The organism is Nocardia acidivorans NBRC 108247 (genome assembly GCF_001625085.1).
GTDB classification, from domain to species: Bacteria; Actinomycetota; Actinomycetes; order Mycobacteriales; family Mycobacteriaceae; genus Nocardia; species Nocardia acidivorans.
On the sequence record NZ_BDAW01000056.1, the window covers coordinates 37,969 to 54,283 of the forward strand.

General features: G+C 65.3%; 14 protein-coding genes. 6 read left to right on the forward strand and 8 right to left on the reverse strand.

Going from position 1 to position 16,315, the window contains the following annotated elements; all coding sequences use genetic code 11:
• The first annotated feature begins 346 nt into the window (after window positions 1–346).
• From NA10_RS26030 to NA10_RS26050, 5 genes are all read left to right on the forward strand, one after another.
• A complete protein-coding gene (locus NA10_RS26030) occupies window positions 347–4,051 on the forward strand; it encodes a nitrate reductase subunit alpha (RefSeq protein ID WP_067572483.1) in 3,705 nt (1,234 codons plus the stop codon).
• A 10-nt stretch (window positions 4,052–4,061) separates the two neighbouring features.
• Window positions 4,062–5,723 carry a nitrate reductase subunit beta gene (narH, locus tag NA10_RS26035; protein ID WP_067572520.1) on the forward strand — a complete coding sequence of 554 codons (1,662 nt, stop codon included), beginning with the start codon at window positions 4,062–4,064 and terminating at the stop codon, window positions 5,721–5,723.
• On the forward strand, window positions 5,720–6,400 hold the full coding sequence (gene narJ / locus NA10_RS26040; RefSeq protein ID WP_067572485.1) for a nitrate reductase molybdenum cofactor assembly chaperone: 681 nt from the start codon (window positions 5,720–5,722) through the stop codon (window positions 6,398–6,400). Before narH ends, narJ begins: the two co-directional genes overlap by 4 nt.
• A complete protein-coding gene (gene narI / locus NA10_RS26045) occupies window positions 6,397–7,131 on the forward strand; it encodes a respiratory nitrate reductase subunit gamma (protein ID WP_067572487.1) in 735 nt (244 codons plus the stop codon). Before narJ ends, narI begins: the two co-directional genes overlap by 4 nt.
• A 128-nt stretch (window positions 7,132–7,259) precedes the next feature.
• On the forward strand, window positions 7,260–7,472 hold the full coding sequence (locus tag NA10_RS26050; RefSeq protein WP_067572489.1) for a hypothetical protein: 213 nt from the start codon (window positions 7,260–7,262) through the stop codon (window positions 7,470–7,472).
• A gap of 83 nt (window positions 7,473–7,555) precedes the next feature.
• On the opposite strand, the gene NA10_RS26055 is transcribed toward NA10_RS26050, so the two are convergent.
• From NA10_RS26055 to NA10_RS26075, 5 genes are read right to left on the reverse strand one after another with little or no spacing between them, the layout of a single operon-like run.
• A complete protein-coding gene (locus tag NA10_RS26055) occupies window positions 7,556–8,335 on the reverse strand; it encodes an SDR family NAD(P)-dependent oxidoreductase (RefSeq protein WP_245677901.1) in 780 nt (259 codons plus the stop codon).
• Window positions 8,336–8,349: 14 nt separating this feature from the next.
• A complete protein-coding gene (locus tag NA10_RS26060) occupies window positions 8,350–10,098 on the reverse strand; it encodes an N-acyl-D-amino-acid deacylase family protein (RefSeq protein WP_067572522.1) in 1,749 nt (582 codons plus the stop codon).
• Between the two features lie 5 nt (window positions 10,099–10,103).
• Window positions 10,104–11,762 (reverse strand): steroid-24-oyl-CoA synthetase, encoded by a 1,659-nt coding sequence (casG, locus tag NA10_RS26065; protein WP_067572493.1) that lies wholly within the window; start codon window positions 11,760–11,762, stop codon window positions 10,104–10,106.
• A 49-nt stretch (window positions 11,763–11,811) separates the two neighbouring features.
• A complete protein-coding gene (locus tag NA10_RS26070; protein ID WP_067572494.1) occupies window positions 11,812–12,963 on the reverse strand; it encodes a serine hydrolase domain-containing protein in 1,152 nt (383 codons plus the stop codon).
• A 16-nt stretch (window positions 12,964–12,979) separates the two neighbouring features.
• Complete coding sequence (locus NA10_RS26075; RefSeq protein WP_245677902.1) at window positions 12,980–14,347, reverse strand: flavin-containing monooxygenase; 1,368 nt, start codon at window positions 14,345–14,347, stop codon at window positions 12,980–12,982.
• 206 nt (window positions 14,348–14,553) lie between these two features.
• Between NA10_RS26075 and NA10_RS26080 the strand changes: the two genes are divergently transcribed.
• Window positions 14,554–15,204: a TetR/AcrR family transcriptional regulator gene (locus tag NA10_RS26080; RefSeq protein WP_067572498.1), complete on the forward strand. Its 651-nt coding sequence runs from the start codon at window positions 14,554–14,556 to the stop codon at window positions 15,202–15,204.
• 26 nt (window positions 15,205–15,230) lie between these two features.
• Here the strand turns inward: NA10_RS26080 and NA10_RS26085 are convergent, their stop codons facing one another.
• The 3 genes from NA10_RS26085 to NA10_RS26095 all read right to left on the reverse strand — a co-directional run.
• Window positions 15,231–15,641 carry a nuclear transport factor 2 family protein gene (locus NA10_RS26085; RefSeq protein ID WP_067572500.1) on the reverse strand — a complete coding sequence of 137 codons (411 nt, stop codon included), beginning with the start codon at window positions 15,639–15,641 and terminating at the stop codon, window positions 15,231–15,233.
• 48 nt (window positions 15,642–15,689) lie between these two features.
• The gene (locus tag NA10_RS26090) at window positions 15,690–15,902 is read right to left on the reverse strand and encodes a hypothetical protein (RefSeq protein ID WP_067572502.1); all 213 of its coding nucleotides are present in this window, start codon (window positions 15,900–15,902) and stop codon (window positions 15,690–15,692) included.
• 90 nt (window positions 15,903–15,992) lie between these two features.
• Window positions 15,993–16,315, reverse strand: a 323-nt coding sequence (locus tag NA10_RS26095; RefSeq protein WP_281180250.1) for a CbiX/SirB N-terminal domain-containing protein, incomplete at its 5' end; no start/stop codon positions are given.

The following is a 16,315-nucleotide window of genomic DNA, read 5'->3' on the forward strand; positions in this document are numbered from 1 at the left end:
CGCACGGGACGCGGGATATTCACCAGCGATCCGATAGCAATCGCATTTCGAGTCGATCTCCTGTTAACAAATGTAAACCGCGAGAGAACCGGTCGTTTCCGAAGCATCACCGCGAGCGGCCGAAAACCCCTGTATAACCACAATATTTACCCTCTCGAAGCGCATCCGCGCAGGTCGGGGCGGAACAGCCGGGCACCCATCGCGACTGGGCAGTGACCGCCAGGTTGCGCCGACCTCACAGCTCACAATGGTCCCCAGCGCACTGTGAGAGAACCATTTTGCGGGCCGCCCGCACGTCTTTACAGTCGAGCCAGCAGCCCGGTTCTTCGCACTCGATAGGGGCATCATGGCTAACTCGCGCACCGGAAACTCCTCCGGCGATGCACTGCTCCGATTGGGTAAATACTTCCATCGCGGTGAGGTCTCGGGCGATCTGCGCACCCTGCATCAGGTGGGCGGGCGCGACGCCGACGAGTTCTATCGCGACCGCTGGTCGCATGACAAGGTGGTGCGCTCCACACACGGGGTGAACTGCACCGGATCGTGCTCCTGGAAGATCTATGTCAAGGACGGCGTGATCACCTGGGAGTCGCAGCAGACCGATTACCCGTCCGTCGGCGCGGACAAGCCGGAGTACGAACCGCGCGGCTGCCCGCGCGGGGCGTCGTTCTCCTGGTACACCTATTCCCCTGCGCGCATTCGGTATCCGTATGTGCGGGGGGTGCTGTTGGAGTTGTACCGCGAGGCCAAGACCCGGCTCAAGGATCCGGTACTGGCGTGGGAATCGATTGTCGAGGACCCGGAGGCGGCCAAGACCTACAAGTCCGCGCGCGGTAAGGGCGGCTTCGTCCGCGCCGAATGGTGGGAGGCCGCGGAGATCGCCGCCGCCGCACATGTGCACACGATCAAGAAGTACGGTCCCGATCGGGTGGCCGGATTCTCCCCCATTCCGGCCATGTCCATGGTCTCGCATGCCGTTGGCGCACGGTTCATTTCGCTGATCGGCGGCTCCATGCTGTCGTTCTACGACTGGTACGCGGACCTGCCGGTGGCCTCGCCGCAGGTCTTCGGCGACCAGACCGATGTGCCCGAATCCGCCGACTGGTTCGATGCCGGATACCTGATCATGTGGGGCTCCAATGTCCCGGTCACCCGCACCCCGGACGCGCACTATATGACCGAGGCGCGCTACCGCGGACAGAAGGTCGTGGTGGTCTCCCCCGACTACGCCGACAACACCAAGTTCGCCGACGAATGGGTGCCCGCGCGCCCCGGCACCGATGCCGCGCTGGCCATGGCCATGGGTCAGGTGGTGCTGCGAGAGTTCTTCGTGGACAAGCGAACCGAGCGGTTCGACGATTACGTCAAACGCTACACCGACCTGCCGTACCTGATCGCCCTGAACGAGAAGGACGGCGTCGCGGTACCCGGTAAGTTCTTGACCGCCGCCGACCTCGGAATCGCCGGGGAGAGCGTGGAATTCCAGCCCGTATTGTTGGATGCGGACGGAAAACCACAGGTGCCCAATGGATCCCTCGGCCATCGCTTCACCGAGGAGGGCGCGGGCCGTTGGAACCTCGATCTCGGGGATGTCGATCCCCTGTTGACCCTGCACGGCCGCACCGACGGTGCTGCGGCCGTGCAGTTCCCACGATTCGACGGGCCGACAGCGGAGGTCCTCACCCGCGGCGTGCCGACCACCGTCATCGCGGGCAAGCGGGTGACGACGGTGTTCGATCTGCTGCTGGCGCAGTACGGTGTCGCGCGGCCGGGCCTGCCCGGAAGTTGGCCGACCGGGTACGACGATCCGAGTGAGCCGTACACCCCGGCCTGGCAGGAGACGATCACCGGCGTCCCCGCGCGGCAATGTGAGCGCATCGCACGCGAATTCGCCGATAACGCCGACCGTTCCGGTGGCCGGTCGATGATTCTTATGGGTGCCGGTACCAATCACTGGTTCCACTCGGATCAGATCTACCGCGCCTTCTTCACCCTCACCCTGCTCACCGGCTGCCAGGGCGTGAACGGCGGCGGCTGGGCGCATTATGTGGGTCAGGAGAAGTGCCGACCCGTAACCGGTTGGTCCACACTGGCTTTCGCTTCGGACTGGCAGCGGCCGCCACGTCAGATGCAGGGCACGGTGTTCTGGTACCTCACCAATGACCAGTGGCGCTACGACCCGTTCACCTCCGAAGCCTTCGCCTCACCGCTGGGCAGCGGGAAGTTCGCGGGGCGCACGGCGGCCGACAATATCGCGCTCGCTTCCCGTTTGGGGTGGATGCCGTCCTACCCGACGTTCAATCGGAACCCCCTCGATCTCGCCGATGAGGCCGAGGCGGCCGGTGAGTCGGCCGCCGACCATGTGGTCGGCGGGCTGAAATCCGGTGAGCTGCGGTTCGCGTGTGAGGATCCGGACGCACCGGAGAACTTCCCGCGCGTACTCACGGTGTGGCGGGCGAATCTACTCGGCTCCTCGGGCAAGGGCAATGAGTACTTCCACAGGCATCTGCTGGGAGCGGACTCCAATCTCCAGACCGGTGAGGCCGACGGCGTGCGCCCGCAGGAACTGGTGTGGCGGGAGGACGCACCCACCGGGAAGCTGGATCTGCTGCTCTCCCTGGACTTCCGGATGACCAGCACCACGCTCTTCTCCGATATCGTGCTGCCCGCGGCCACCTGGTACGAGAAGCACGATCTGTCGTCCACCGATATGCACCCGTTCGTACACGCCTTCACCCCGGCCATCTCCCCGCCGTGGGAGGCGCGCACCGACTTCGAGGCATTCCATCGCATCGCCCGCGGGTTCTCCTGGCTGGCCGAGAAGCATCTCGGTGTGCGTAAAGACATTGTCGCCGTACCGCTTCAGCACGACACCGCCGACGCGCTGGCCCAGGCCGGCGGGCGGGTACTGGATTGGAAGAAGGGCGAATGTGAGCCCATACCGGGCGTGACCATGCCGAAAATCGTTGTGGTCGAACGCGATTATCCGAATATCGCTGAGAAGATGGCCGCGCTCGGACCACTCGTGGAAAGCATGGGTCTCACCACCAAGGGCGTCACCACCGTTCCCGATGCCGAGGTCGAGTACCTCAGGGGTATGAACGGCACCGTGGTTTCCGGTGTGGCACAGGGGCGTCCGTCGCTGGCCAAGGACACGCACGCGGCCGAGACCATTCTCGCGCTTTCGGGCACCACCAATGGCCGCCTCGCCGTAGAAGGCTTCCACACGCTGGAGAAACGCACCGGCACCCAGCTCGCCGATCTCGCCGCCGAACACGAGGGCAAACGAATCACCTTCGCGGACACCCAGGCTCGCCCGGTGCCGGTCATCACCTCACCGGAGTGGTCGGGCAGTGAGACCGGCGGGCGCAGGTACTCGCCGTTCACCATCAATACCGAGCGGCTCAAGCCATGGCACACCCTCACCGGGCGGCAGCACTTCTACCTCGACCACGATTGGATGATCGAACTCGGGGAACAGCTGCCGATCTATCGCCCGCCGCTGGACATGACGGCGCTGTTCAGTGAGCCCGGCATCGGCGCGGTGAACGAGAACGGCGTCACCGTGCGCTATCTGACACCGCACTCCAAATGGTCGATCCACTCGGCGTACCAGGACAACCTGCATATGCTGACACTCTCGCGCGGCGGTCAGGCGATCTGGATGTCCGAGATCGATGCTGCGAAAATCGGTGTGGCCGACAATGATTGGATCGAAGCCGTCAACCGCAACGGGGTGGTGGTGGCGCGCGCCATCGTCTCGCACCGGATGCCCGAGGGCACCGTGTTCATGTACCACGCCCAGGATCGCGCGGTGAATGTGCCGCGTATCGAAGGTCCGGCCGAGAATGCCGAGGGCGCGAAGGAATTCAAGGGCCGCGGCAAGCGCGGCGGTATCCACAACGCGCTGACCCGGATCATGATCAAGCCCTCGCATCTGATCGGTGGCTACGCCCAGCAGTCCTTCGCGCTGAACTACCACGGCCCCACCGGAAATCAGCGCGATGAGGTAACCACCATTCGCAAGCGCAGCCAAGAAGTGGAGTACTGATATGCGCGTCATGGCACAGCTGGCGATGGTGATGAATCTCGACAAATGCATCGGCTGTCATACCTGCTCGGTCACCTGTAAGCAGGCGTGGACCAACCGCGCGGGTACCGAGTACGTGTGGTTCAACAATGTGGAAACCCGTCCGGGACAGGGTTATCCGCGCCGCTACGAGGATCAGGAGAAATGGAAGGGCGGGTGGACGCTCAACAAGAGGGGCCGCCTCACCCTCAAATCCGGATCCCGCGTGAAGCGGCTGCTCAACCTCTTCGCCAATCCGGATCTGCCCACCGTGTCGGATTACTACGATCCGTGGAGCTACGACTACGACAATCTGCTGTCCGCCCCGCAGATGGACACCACCCCGGTGGCCCGGCCCAAATCCCTGATCACGGGCGAGAATACGGAGGTCACCTGGGGGGCGAACTGGGATGACTCACTCGGCTCCGGACCCGAACAGGTCGGTAGGGATCCGCTGCTGGCCAAGCTGTCCGAGCAGGTGAAGCTCGAATTCGAGCAGACCTTCATGTTCTACCTGCCGCGCATCTGCGAACACTGCCTGAACCCGTCCTGCGCGGCGTCCTGCCCGTCCGGTGCGATCTACAAACGCTCCGAGGACGGCATTGTGCTTGTCGATCAAGACAAGTGCCGGGGCTGGCGGCAGTGCATCAGCAGCTGCCCGTACAAGAAGATCTACTTCAACCACAAGACCGGCAAGGCGGAGAAGTGCACCTTCTGCTATCCGCGCGTGGAGGTCGGCATTCCGACGGTGTGCTCGGAGACCTGCGTCGGGCGGCTGCGGTATATCGGCGTCATGCTGTACGACGCGGACGCGGTGCTCGAGGCGGCCTCGATCGAGAACGACAAAGAGCTTTATCCGGCGCAGCTCGGGGTGTTCCTCAATCCGCATGATCCGCGGGTGATCGCCGAGGCCGAGGCGGCGGGCGTCTCCCCGGATTGGATTCAGGCGGCACAGGATTCACCGGTCTACAAGTTGATCGTCGACTACAAGATCGCGCTGCCGCTGCATCCGGAGTACCGGACCATGCCGATGGTCTGGTACGTGCCGCCGCTGTCGCCGGTGGTGGATACGCTCACCCGGACCGGGCACGACGGCGAGGATGCCTCGAACCTGTTCGGAGCCATCGACGCATTGCGAATTCCCCTGGAATACCTGGCCGAACTGTTCACCGCGGGTGATGTCGAACCGGTGCGGGACTCGCTGCAACGCCTCGCCGGGATGCGCTCGTTCATGCGGTCGATCAATCTCGGGCAGGAACCCGATATGGGGATTCCGGACGCCGTGGGCCTGGAACCCGAGGAGATCGAGGCCATGTATCGGCTGCTCGCCATCGCCAAGTACGAGCACCGCTATGTGATCCCCAATGGGGCGACTTCCCGTGCGCACGAACTGGATTCACTCGCCACCGGATGTTCGCTGGACACCGACGGCGGGCCGGGAATGACCGCGCTCGATGTGGTCGTCGAGAAATTCCAGCTCTCCGATACCAATGGCGCGGCGCCGGAGGAGAAGTCGGGCCGGATCAACCTGCTCAACTGGGACGGCAAAAGCGCCGACGGGTTGCTGCCGACTCGCAACGGCGATGCCGCGACCACCGGGTCCGATCCCGATGACGAAGTAGCCGAGCCGATTTCGACTGGCGGTCACCGATGAGCCTGCTGAACCTGCGCCGCCGCCCCGAACCCGTGGTCGCGCTCGCCGAACGAGACCGGCAGCTGGTGTGGCGGCTCGCCGCCCTGCTGCTGGACTACCCGCACGAGCGCACCCTCGCCATGCTGGACGATTTATCCAGTGCCACAGCCGAATTGCCTGTCACGGTGCGCCCGCACCTCGAGGGCTTCCTGAATCACCTGCGCGTTACCTCCCCCATCACCCTGGCTCAACAGTATGTCGAGACCTTCGATATGCGCCGGCGCGCGAGCCTGCACCTGACCTTCTACGCCTACGGTGACACCCGTAAACGCGGTATGGCGCTGCTGCGCTTCAAACACGCCTACCGGCAGGCGGGCGTGGAACTCGGTGACGAGGAGCTCCCCGACCACCTCCCGGTGCTGCTGGAGTTCGCCGCCACCGTCGACCCCGTCGGCGGCGAACGCCTGCTCGGCGAACACGTCCCCGTCCTGGAACTACTGCGACTTTCGTTGTCCGACAGTGGATCTCCGTATGCGGGCGTTCTCACGGCCGTCACCTCCACGCTGCCGCCGGTCACCACCGCGGACCGTCGTCGCATTGCCGAACTCGCCGCCCAGGGTCCGCCCGAGGAAGAGGTCGGCCTGGAACCCTTCGCCATGGACCCCCTGGCCTTCGCCGGATCGGAAGCCCGCCGATGACCCCCGCCCTCTGGCTGACCCTGCCCTACGTCGCCTTCACCTCATTCCTGCTCGGTCATCTGTGGCGCTACCGCAATGACCAATTCGGCTGGACCACCCGCTCCTCCCAGGTCTACGAATCCCGGCTGCTGCGGCTGGGCAGCCCGCTATTCCATTTCGGCATGCTCGGCGTCATCGGTGGACACGTCCTGGGCGTCCTCATTCCCGAGACCTGGACCGATGCGGTCGGCATCTCCGAGCACCTCTATCACGTGGTCGCCGTCTCGGCGGGCACGGTCGCGGGTATCGCGGTCATCGCCGGTATCGGCATACTGCTCTACCGCCGGGTCACCGTGACCGCGGTCCGCAAGGCCACCACCCGCAACGACCAGCTCATGTATGTCCTGCTGGCGGGCGCGCTCATCACCGGCCTGCTCAATACGGTGGGCAGCAACCTGCTGTGGGGCACCTACAACTACCGCGAAACAGTCTCGCCCTGGTTCCGCAGTCTGTTCACCCTCCATCCCCACCCCGACCTCATGGTCGGCACACCCTGGACCTTCCAGGCCCACGGCCTGATCGTGCTGACCCTCATCGGCATCTGGCCCTACACGCGCCTGGTCCACATGTTCTCGGCACCCATCGGCTACCTCACCCGTCCCTACGTCGTCTATCGCAGCAAGGAAACCAACGCCGCCGATAAACGCCGCTTCGCGCGAGCCTGGGACGCGCCCGTACTTCCACCCCGTTGACCTGCGTTCGGGTGTGGTATCGGTGGATATCATTTCGATAGCCCGGCGAACACAGTAGGGTGAGGTCAGGCGGTGTTGACCCGAGCCATTCGGATACGGCAACCCGGCGCGGCCCGGGAAGCTGGCATATGAACTACACGAGACAGACCACCCTGCGCGACGAGCAGAGCGAATTCGGCATGGCACGTGCGGCAGAGAAGGCGGCGTGCGCCAAGCAGAACACGCTTGCTCGGCACACTGTCGCAGGTCATGCGCTGGATGCGTTGGACTGCGAGTACCTGCTGCAGATGCTCGGTCTGGATTCGGCGACGATCAGCGCCGACGGCATCGCCATAGGCTGATCCCACGAGTTTGAGGCCCCATCCTCGACAGCCGGTCATCAGCGTGCGCTGATGACCGGCTGTCGAGGATCGGACGGGGTGCGTTATCCCGCCAGCTTGGCCAGATTCGGGAAGTTGCTGATCTCCCAGCCGCCGTCGACCACCAACTCGGTACCGGTGATGTAGGAGGCGTCGTCACTGGCCAGGAACAGGCAGGGTGCGGCTACCTGCTCCGCGGTCGCGGCCGCCCCGAGCGGAATCCGTTCCAGGAACATCTGTTTCGCGGGTTCATAGCCCATGACCGCTGCGGTGAGCGGGGTGTCCACCAGACCGGGCAGGACAGAATTCACTCGAATTCGATACTGCGCCAACTCGAGTGCGGCATTCTTGCCGAACATGACCACGCCGGCTTTGCCGGTGGAGTACGGGCTGCCGCCGGGCATGGGGACGCGGCCGTCGAGCGAGGAGACGTTCACGATGGCACCGCCACCGTTCTCGCGCATCAACCGGGCCTGGTGTTTGGTGCAGAGGAAGACGCTCTTCTGCACCAGATCGACGGTGAAGTCCCAGTCCGCCTCGTCGAGATCGGTGACGGCCCCGATTCGGGAGCCGCCCGCCACATTGAACGCCACGTCCAGGCGGCCGAAACGTTCTGCGGCAACACCGATTCCGGCGGCGACCTGTGCCTCCACCGTCACATCCGCCAGCACGGGGACGAAGGCGTCGCCGAGTTCGGCGACCTTCTTGTCCAGGCCCGCCCGGTCGATATCGAGGCCGACCACCGAGGCGCCCTCGGCCACCAGCGCGGTGGCGATGGCCGAGGCGATACCGGAGGCCGCGCCGGTCACAACGGCCACCTTGCCGTCGAATCTTGCTGTGCTCACTGCGATCTCCCTGGTTATCCGCGGCGACCGGCGCGCAGGAACTGCCCGCTGCGCCGCGTGCCGAGTGCCGGGGACTTCTCACCCAGCCCGAAGACGTACTCACCGTTCACCAGGACGGCGGTCACGGTGTTGTCATTGCGATTGACCATGCGAGAGAGGTTGTCGTACTCGGGAATCGGATTCTCCGCGTACTCCTCCAGGCTCTCGTCCAGGTACATCGGATCGATGATCACCACATCGGCGCGATCACCCACCCGCAGATGCCCGGCATCCAGGTCGTACCAGTCGGCCAGCTCACCGGTGACGCGATGCACCGCGTGCTCGATGGTCATGAACGGCTTACCGGCCAGCTGCGCCTTGTGCACGCGCTCGAGCAGCCGCAATCCGAAGTTGTAGAAGGCCATATTGCGCAGATGCGCACCAGCGTCCGAAAAGCCCAGCTGCACACTGGGATCCGCGGCCAGCTTGTCCAGGACCTCCGGCCGGTGATTGGAGATGGTGGTGCGCCAGCGCACCTTGGGCCCGTACTCCACCACCAGATCCAGGAAGGCGTCCACCGGATGCACGCCGCCGCGATCCACGCCGACCTGACCGAAGGTCTTGCCGATCACGCTCTCATCGGGGCATTCGGTGATCTCGGCGTCGAAGAAGTCCCGATGCCAGACCCGCGGGCCCCACTTCTTGTCGTAATCCTTGCGGAACCAGCGCCGGTACTCCTCGTCGGCGAGCAAGGCGCGCCGCTCCTCGATCTGATTCGACAGATGCAAAGCCGCTGCGCCGGAACCGAATTCCTCGAACACCGGTAGATCGATACCGTCGGAGTAGACCTCGAACGGCACCGGCAGATGCTGCCAGCGGAAGTCGCCGCCGAGGCGATTGAGGATCTTGCCGATGAGCGGGAAGATCCGCACCACACCGGGAATCGCCTTGATATCGGCGGCCGAGAGCAGACTCACCTTCAGATTCGGCCGGAAGATGCCCAGGCTGCTCGCCGCCATGGCCACCAGACTCTGCGGGCGCGCCACATCGGGGCCGCCCTGTAGCGCCCGCTTGCGTTCGCGCAGAATGCGATTCAGCCGCCGCCGCTCCTTCTGCCTGGCATAGGTGGAGGGCAGCGTGCGGGACCGGCACACCTCACCGTCGAGCTTGTCGAAGAGCAGCTGCTGCGAGGACATGCCCACGAACCCGGCATCGAGGGCCTCGGAAAGCTTGTGCTCCATGGCCTTCAGCTCCGACTCGGTCGGCGTCACCGCCGGGTCGGTGGAACGCTCCAGCCCCATCTGCGCGGCCCGAATATCCGAATGCCCGATGAAGGCGGCCAGATTCGCGCCCAGCGGCAGCGATTCCAGCGCGGTCACATAGCCGTGCGCGCTGTTCCAGGTCTTGAGCCCGTCCACCGCCGACACCACGAACTTATGCGGAATCGCCTCCACCCGGCCGAACAGGTCACCCGCCTCGGAGCCGTTCACGTGAATGGTGGAGAGCGAACAGGACCCGAGCACAATGGTGGTCACGCCGTGCCGCAGCGATTCCGACAGCGTCGGATCCAGCAGCACCTCCACGTCGTAGTGCGTGTGGATATCCACCATGCCCGGCAGCACCCAGCGCCCGGCCGCGTCGATCACCCGGCCGCAATCGGTTTCGTCGAGCGGTTCGGCGCTGACCGCCGCCACCCGGCCGTCGGTGATGCCGATATCGCGAATGGCCGAGGGCGCGCCCGTGCCGTCGAACCAGCGCCCGTCCTTGATTATGGTGTCGTACACGGTCTTCACTCCCCGAGGGATAGTTCGCGACGCAGCACCTTGCCGGTCGCGTTGCGCGGCAGGGCATCGGCGGTGATGAGCCAGCGCGCGGGCACCTTGAAGTAGGCGAGCCGCTGCGCGACGTGGTCGCGCAGTTCGTCTTCGGTGACCGAAGCCGGGTCCGCCACAACGATGATCGCGGCGACCTCCTGACCGAGATCCTCGTGCGGGACGCCCAGCACGGCCGATTCGCGCACCAGCGGATGTTCGTCGAGCGCGTTCTCGATCTCCGCCGGATACACGTTCTCGCCACCGCGCAGAATCAGATCCGAACGGCGACCGGCCATTTGGAGACGGCCGTCGACCAGCATGCCGAAATCACCGGTGCGCAGCCAGCGCTCGGCGTCGATGGCGGCGGCGGTGGCGGCCGGATCGTTGTAGTAGCCGAGCATGACGTACGGGCTGCGCACGCAGATCTCGCCCTCGGTGCCGTCGGGCACCACATTGCCGTCCGCGTCCCGAATCTGTACCGAGACACCGATGATGGGCCGCCCCACCGTCTCCGGATTCGCGGCCAGGTCCGGCGGCGTCGCGACGGTGGCCGCGGTGCCGCTCTCGGTGCAGCCGTAACTGGTGGTCAGCGCCACCTGCGCCACCGGCACGCGTTCGCGCAACCGATTGTGCAGCGCGGGTGACGACGGCGCGGTATTGAGCGACAGCGCCGCCAGCGAGCTCAGGTCGAAGCGCGAAACGTCCTCATCGAGCAGGCGGCTGGCCATGGTCGGCACCGCCGCCCAGTTGGTGATGCGCTCGGATTCGATGAGTCCCAGGATCTTCTCGGCATCGAAGCCGCCGCTGTGGAAGATGACGGCGTCGCCGGTGGTGAGCCGCGGAATCACCAGATTGTGCAGGCTCGCGATGTGGAACAGCGGCGAGGTGTTCAGATAGCGCCGATTCGTCGGCGATCCATCCCACTGCTGCCCGCGCAAACCCGCCGCCAGCGCATCGGTGAAACGGTGATAGTCGCTGATTGCCACCATATTCCGCTGCGAATGCACCACGCCCTTGGGACGACCGGTGGTACCGCTGGTGTACAGGATGCAGGCCGGATCCTCTTCGCCCACTTCGGTGCTCGGGTACTCACCCGCGAATTCCTTGACCAGCTCCGGCAGGTCGCCCTCCATGGTGAGCACCGGCCTGGCCGCACCCGCCGCGGCCAGCAGCGCCGCCCGCCTGGCATCGGCGATCACCACACCGGGCTGCGTGTGCTCGAGACCGTAGGCGATCTCCTGCGGCGCCCACCAGGCGTTGTAGCCCACCGGAATAGCGCCCAGGCGCTGTACCGCCCAGAAGCTCAGCACCCACTCGAGGGTATTGGCCGCCAGAATGCCGACGCGATCGCCCTTGCCGATGCCATACCGCCGCGTCAGCGCCGCCGCCAGCGCGCCCGCGGCCTCGTAATGCTCGGCGAAGGTGAGCCGGGAGTCCGGGCCGACCAGGTAGTCCCGGTCGCCGAGGTCCTTGGACGCCTCCAGCACCCCGAGCAGTGAGCGATGCCGATTGCGGAAGACCGGAATGGTCGCGCCCAGCACCGATTCCACGGTCATCTCGAACGGCCCGCCCGGGCCGGTGAGCTTTCCGGCGATCTGGGCCGCGAGGGCCTGGAAGTCAACGGCGTTGGTCATGAATGCAGTCCTCGAATATCGTCGGGCAGTAGTTCCGGAAAAAGCGTTATCACGACCGGCCTCGCACCACGGCGAAAACCGCCTTCAGGTAGGCATTGGCGCGATCGGAGCCGATCAGCCCCGGGGCCATCCGATTCATGGTGTAGGCCACGGTCACCCGGTTGTCCAGATCGTTCACGACCATGGAGCCGCCGAGCCCGCCCCACCAGCACACCCGGCCGTCCACGGGGACCTCCGGTGCGGTGTGCGCCTGCGGCAGGCCGTAGCCGATACCGAACCGCAGCGGCATCAGCACGGCCAGGTCGACACCGTCGGCCTGCTCGTCGAAGATCAGGTCGATGGTCTTGGGCGAGAGGAACTTCCGGCCGCCGAGCTCACCGCCATTGCTGATCACCGACTGCAACCGGGCCACCGAGCGGGCATTGCCCTGCCCATTGATGCCACCGATCTCGGCATCGAGCCAACCCGGGGTGGCGCAGAGTTCGAAGTCCAGCAGCGGCTGGAACAGCGTCTTGTACAGGACGCTGTCCTTGGGCAGCAGATCCTGATCGAAGGTGCCGAAGTCGGGCGGCACCAGGGTGGCGATGCGCTCGGAATACTGTGCGGCCCCGCCGATATGGAAATCCGCGCCGAGCGGTTCGGCGAATTCCTGTGCGAAGAACCGGCCCAGCGAACGCCCGTCGATCCGCCGCACCAGTTCACCGATCAGATGCCCGTAGTTGTTGGCGTGATACCCCGAGGCGGTGCCGGGCTCCCAGAAAGGCTCCTGCTCCGCCAGCAGTGCGGCGGAGGCGACATTGTCGTAGATGTCCGGGAACGGGAACTCGGTGGCCCAGCCGGACACCCCGGAGGTATGCGAAAGCAGGTGCCGCACTTCGATATCGGCCTTGCCATTGGCCGCGAACTGCGGCCAGTAGTGCGCCACCTTCTGGTACACGTCCAACTCACCGCGGTCGACCAGCAGCAGCGCGCACAGCGCCGTCATGGTCTTGGTGATGGAGAAGGTGTTCACCAGGGTGTCCGCGCCCCAGCGGCGAGTGCGGTCCGGATCGGCGTGGCCGCCCCACAGGTCGACCACCGCATCGCCGTCCACGGTCACGCACAGGGCGGCGCCCAGCTCGGCCCCCGACTCCACCTGTTCGGTGAAAGCGGCTCGTACTCCCGCGAATTCGTCGGCACAGAATCCAGCGACGTTGCTCATCTGTTCCGCCCCTTTCTCAGACTCTGGCGCTCGCGCGGGGCGGTACCGGCAGCGAATAGCCCTGTGCGGCAGCGCGCTTGGCGCCGCGCTCGATCTCGCGCTTCAAATCGCGGACATAGGGCTCGAATTCGGTCTGGATGGTGTGCCGCGGGGAGTCGTAGTACTGACCGCTGCGCTCCTGCTCCTTGGCCCGCATCACCTCGACCATCTCGGCCTGCGACGGCAGATGGTAGTTACCGGTCAGGTAGGCCGCGACCAACTTCGACTGCTGTTCGGCGAAGTTGACCAGGGTCGGCATCGGTTGTGCCAGACCGAGATAGAAGAGATTGTCCACCCCCGGCTTGATCATGTGCCGGTACAGCGGAATCCTATTGCGCTCATCGGGGGTCAACTCCGGATCGGAGAAGAACGGGAAGCTGATGTGGTAGCCGGTGGCGCACACCACCACATCGACCTCCTCCACACTGCCGTCCGCGAAGTGCACCTTGTCGCCGTCGAGGCGGGTGATGGCGGGTTTGAAGACGATGTCACCGCAGCCGGCGCGATGCAGGAATTCCTCGCTCGCCGACGGATGCGCCTCGAACGGCAGGTGATCCGGCTTCGGCAGGCCGTAATCCTCCATATGGCCGCGATTCTTGACCACGAAGCGCTGTTTCAGCTTGAGCCCCAGCTTCTTCGGCATCCAGGGCGGCACCGACGCCTTGTCGCCGACCTTGCCGTTCACATACTTGGGCAGCACCCAGACGCCGCGGCGCGCGGAGAGATAGAACTTCGAGGCGATGAAGCGCTGCGACAGCTCGCTGGCGATATCGAGCCCCGAATTGCCCATGCCCACGACCACGATGCGCTTGCCGCGCATATCGATCGGATCGAAGGGATCGTTGTAGGCGTGCGAATGCATGAGCACACCGTTGAATTCGCCCGGGTAGTCCGGCATGCGCGGATCCCAGTGGTGACCGTTGCAGACCAGCAGCACATCATAGGTTTCGGTGCGGCCGGTGTCGGTGGTGATCTGCCACAGGCCCTGCGCATCACGCTTGGCGTCGGTCACCTTGGTGTTCAGGATGATTCGATCACCGAAGCCGAAGTGCTCGACGTAATCCTTGAAGTACTGGTGCAACTGGGTGTGGTGCGGGAAGTCCGGCCATTCGTCCGGGGCCGGGAAATCCTCGAAGGCGAGCCGGAATTTCGAGGTGTCGATATGCAGGCTCTGATAGCAGGCCGACATGCCGTTCGGATTCTTGAAGTACCAATTGCCGCCGACCTGATCCGAGGCCTCATAGCAGTCGAAGGGGATGCCGTATTCGGCGAGCCGCTTAGCGGCCGTGATACCGGACGGCCCCGCGCCGATGACGCACACCCTGGGCAACTCGCGTGTTTCCAATGCACTCTCCTGGCTTCGACCACAGGTCACAATCCTGGGCCGGACGTGATGTGACACACACGCTAGCATTCGCTAGACAGCACGTCTAGTGAATGAACATACGTCTACTATCAGGGGCGCAACTCGTACAGAAGTAGACTCGAGCATCGGAAAAAGGCCGCCACACCGGCGGCTTCCCCACCTCCGAACCAAGGCGGCCAGCACCCATGACCGAACCGGCGACAGACCTCCCGCAGCCCGCGGGGGCGACCACCCGGCGCACCTCGCTGCGCGATGAGCAGAAGCGGCTCACCCGCAGCCGGCTCATCGACGCGGCCAAGGCACTGTTCACCACCCAGGGGTACGCGCCGGTGCGGGTGGACGATATCGCCGCGGCCGTCGGATGCAGCCGCGCCACCTTCTACCTGCACTTCACCGGTAAGCCGGATGTGTTGCGCGCCATCGCCGAACAGGGTGCGCTGCCCAGCGTGCAGATCTTCTACGAGGATCTGGACCATGTGCTCGACACCGGATCACGCGAGGAGTTCGCGGCCTGGGTGCGGCGGTCCATCGACTGGTTCCAGGAGTACAAGGACCTGCTGCCCGCCTGGGACGAGGCGACGGCGCTGGAACCGGAGTTCCGGGAGGTCGCGCGCGAGGGCATTCTCGCCGTGCCCGGGGTGATGACGTCGTATCTCTCGCGCTGGCCCGCGGCGCGGCAGGACGAGGCGCGTTTGCGGATCGAATTGCTGGTGGCACAGCTGGAGCGGTTCTTCACCCGCTGGGCCATGCAGGGGACGATCGATGTCTCGGCCGAGGAGGCCGCGACCGTGCTGACCGACATCTGGTTCCCGGCACTGCAGACACCCGGGGCCTGAACCGAATTGGCAAATACTCGGCAGCCTCAGTTGCCGATGATTGTGGTGCGCGCTTGTTTCAATTCCCAGAAGGCGCGCAGCGCAATGATTTTCCCGGCCGCGTTCACCCGATAGGTGAAGACGCCGTCCACCTCGGTGACGCGTTCGGCACGGGCACTGCGAATGGTCCCCACGAACGCCACCTCGGCGCCGCAGGCATAGGAATCGGTCATCCGGAAGTCGATGGCACTGGGGGCGATGGCCATATCCCAGAAGGCGGCGATGGCGTCATGACCGAGATGGCCGTCGCCGCCCGGATCGTACGGGGAGACGCCGATGGGGTCCTCGACCCGCGCGTCGGCCGCGAAGAGCGCCAGCCAATCGGCCTTGCGATGCTCGCGCACCGCGGCCTGGGAGGCGAGACCGGCACGGCGGGCGGGATGTTCGGCATCGGACATGCCGTCATCCTCGGCCCGCCGCGGCGAATGGTCGAGCGGTGATTCCGGTCAGCGGGCGGCCGCGGAACCCGTCCAGCCGAAGCCCGCACCCGGGGTGGTGGCCGGATCATTGGCATTGACCTGCTGACTGCACGCCTCATCGGACAGGCCCGAGGCCTTGCACGCCGTCCACGGGTCGTACATCGGGGCGGCCGACGCGGGAGCGAAAGCTCCTGCGGCACAACCGACAATCAGACCTGCGGTGACAATCAGCTTCTTCACCAGAAAACCCTCCGAGCGAAATGGAATTTCCCCGCACATTGCCACGGCAATGCGGGAAGTGCCAAACAAACGGAGATTTCGGCGATTCGGTCAGGCCACGCGAACGGCACCCAGGGTACTCGCCGCCAGGCGATAGCGATCGATCAGCAAACGAACGATCGCGGGGTGCACGCCGATCGGCTCGGCGACCCCGTCCGCGCCCGCCGCATGCAATCGCTCGTGGAAGAGCCCGTGCGCCAGCAGGTACGAGGCGATGAACACCCGCCGCGCGCCCCGCTCCCGCAGTGCCGCCACCACGTCCGGCACCCGGGGCTCACCGGTGGCGATGAAGGCCACCCGCACGGGAGCCGCGATCTGCTCGGCCAGCAATCCGGCGGCCCGGCGCACATCCCGGCGCGCCCGCGCGTCCGAGG